Annotated in this window: 2 protein-coding genes and 1 riboswitch; both genes read right to left on the reverse strand. The window is 27.4% G+C overall.

Features of this window, described 5'->3' with window-relative positions:
• The coding region (locus tag BUB01_RS22500) for a collagen-binding domain-containing protein (RefSeq protein ID WP_072993956.1) at positions 1 to 1,520 on the reverse strand (1,520 nt) is incomplete at its 3' end.
• A gap of 128 nt (positions 1,521 to 1,648) precedes the next feature.
• A riboswitch (cyclic di-GMP riboswitch) is annotated at positions 1,649 to 1,730 on the reverse strand.
• Positions 1,731 to 2,399: 669 nt separating this feature from the next.
• Positions 2,400 to 3,038 (reverse strand): SdrD B-like domain-containing protein (locus tag BUB01_RS22505; RefSeq protein ID WP_159433294.1); only part of this gene is annotated, 639 nt, incomplete at its 5' end.

A 3,038-nucleotide genomic window follows, 5' to 3' on the forward strand; every position in this document is an offset into this window, starting at 1 on the left:
GTTCCATCACCTTTTAGTAAAGTAACTAATACATTTGATATACCTTCTTCTCCTGAATCTTGTATGCCATTTCTATTTTTATCATGCCACACCTTATCTCCAAGTGAAGCATACGTAATTTTATCATTTATAACTATTTCGGTTACTTGTTGCTTATCAGTAATTAAATTAAATGTTGCCACTGAATTGGCTCTCTTTTTATATCCATTTGGAGGTGTTATTTCCTCAAATGTATATACCCCTAAAGGCAAATCAAGAACATTTATTTCTCCTTTTGAATCTGTTATATAATTTCCATCTACTGAAGCTGTATTTTTTATAACTGTTCCTTTTGAATCTTTAAGTTGAAATACTGCATTTTGTAATAATGTATTATTATCATCTGCTTTCTTAATAAGCTTTATAGCCCCCTTACTCTGAGTTGGTTTAGATGGTTGAAGCTGTTCCCATTCACTCCAAGCCAATTTAAAGTTATGAACTTCTGCACCATTATATTGTGTTATGTTATTTACAAACACTTGTCCATTTATAGTTCCACCCTTAGCTACAACATTTGCTTTTGGGGCAAAAATACTTCCTCCCATCTCTGCAGCAACATTTACTGTTTTAGCATTAGGGAAAACCCATAAAAGTTTCCTTGCTAATTCATGGAATTTTTTACTCTGTGGGTCTGTATAACTTGAATATTTAACTTGTTCATAAGCTCCATCTTTTGTAGTCTGATAATATAATCCAGACTTAAAATCAACATTTTCAGCATTTGAGTATATTACAAGAAACTCCTTGTCCCCAACATAAGGTATTCTTGTTCCCTGATTGTCATTAAAAGTTAGGTTAATATCATCTCTTCCTTGTGTATTTACTAATACAGATTTATTAACTTTATCTTCACCTATTCCTAAAGCTGTTGTTGCTATAGGTTTTTCACTTGTAAACAACTTAGCTTTATTAGAAACTTGATTTACTTCACTTAACATACTATCAAATTTACTATTTATTAAAGCTTTATCAACTTTTTTTACTAATACATTTGATTCATCATATGGATTTAACTTCCGCCTTCCATTTGCTCCAATTTCTTTAAAATCATTACTTACAACACTGAATACATTAACAGGTTTGTTATCTCTTGTAGTTATTAATGTAGGATTTTTTTCACTTGTTATATTACCACCTAATAATAATAACGGTTTATTTAAATCTATAATTGATTCTCCTACTACATTAGGATAATTCCCAACTGAATATCCTATTGTATATTCTTCTTCTATTTTAAAGTCACCTTTAATAGCCATAGCACCCTCTACTTCTGAATGATTTTCTACTAAATCTCCAAAAACTACAGCATTGTAATGATTAATGTCACCTAAGTTAACTGAATTATTTGAATCAGTATCCGCCAAAACATAATGTGGTGCTAAACTAGTTATACAAAAAAATAGCACCATAAATATAGCTAACTGCTTTCTCATTTTCATTTTATTTTTTATTAATAAATTAGACTTTTTTATTTTGTTCATTCTCTCCCTCCAAACTTTTAACAGTATAAATCTTAAAATTCATACTAAAATAACCTTACCTTTTTACAAATTTAAAACTGTTATCCCCTCCTTAAAAATGTTTTTTTATATAAAAAAACCGACCTCAGTCAACTGAGGTCGGTTGCACTACTAACTCCATAAATCTAAAGTGCCCAAATTAAGATTTATTTCATCGTTCCCTTCTAAATATAAATAACAATTCATATATGGAATTTAATTATTTATATATTACTTTTTTACATATTATACTTTAAAATAATAAAAATACATTTATTTCATAACAAAATAATAATATCATTAATTTTTACCATATACAAGAAATATAAATCGACAAAATAAAGTATTTTTACAATAATCATCCATTAATTAATTTATATTATTTTGCACCAAAATTATGTATTACTCTATTATAATTAACATATTTTAAGTATTAATATCTTTACAATTGTTATCTTATATAATAATAAAATTATAATTATTCTAATTTTTACATTAAAAACTCTATATATTTGCAACAAAAAATAGATAGGCACTTAAATTATAGGTGCCATTCCTATAATAAAAGTGCCTATCTACATGTAATAATAAAAAACCAGTTGCCATTATATCCCTTTAATATTGTTACATAAAAAAGAGTTACTATACACAATTATATGATAAAATAAGTATGTATATTTGTTAATTTTTTGTTAACTTTATCATTTTTGATGAATTTCGCCTAAAATTCGCCTTATGTTAACGGTTACACAGTGAAATTAACAAAAAGTTTACATTTAAAAAAATAAAAATTCTACTCAAATCCATTTTTAAAGCATATATGTCTTATAAATACTGCTAAATGGATTTGAGTATTTTTAATTATTTCTTGTATTTTCTAACTATTAATACTATAGCTCCAGCAAGAACTAACAATGCACCTGCCAATGCAAAGCTAGTAAAAGCTTCTCCTGTTTTAGGTAATACTGCTTTTATTACCTCTTTTATAGGATTTTTCTGTTCAAGCTTTATTATGCCGGCATCTATAGTTAACCTTTGATTATTTTTGTCATCCAGAGTTATTATTTGTGTCATACCTGTATCATCAGCATCAGCATCAGAATCTAAATCTTTATCTATACTACCAATCTTAGTAAATTTATATCCTTCTGGTAATTCAAATTTAACTCTATAACTACCAAGTGGTAATTTATCAAATAAATACTTACCTCCATTTGCAGTATACATATCAGCTATCTTAGTTTTACCATCTTCTTTGTATAAAATAACCTTAACTTTATCTGCAAGAAACTCATCCTTATCTTGAATACCATTTTCATTCTTATCTATCCATACCGTATCCCCTATTGATCCTAACTTCTCTGATGGTGTTGGCGGCTCTTGTTTTTTCAAATTCTTTGCTGATATCTCTATTGTCTTCCCTAAATTGTCTTTATTTATTTCAAACTTAAATTTACTATCACCAAACTTTTCATATCCATTTGGCACTTTTACTTCTTC

Source organism: Clostridium cavendishii DSM 21758, from assembly GCF_900141845.1.
Lineage (GTDB): Bacteria > Bacillota > Clostridia > Clostridiales > Clostridiaceae > Clostridium_AG > Clostridium_AG cavendishii.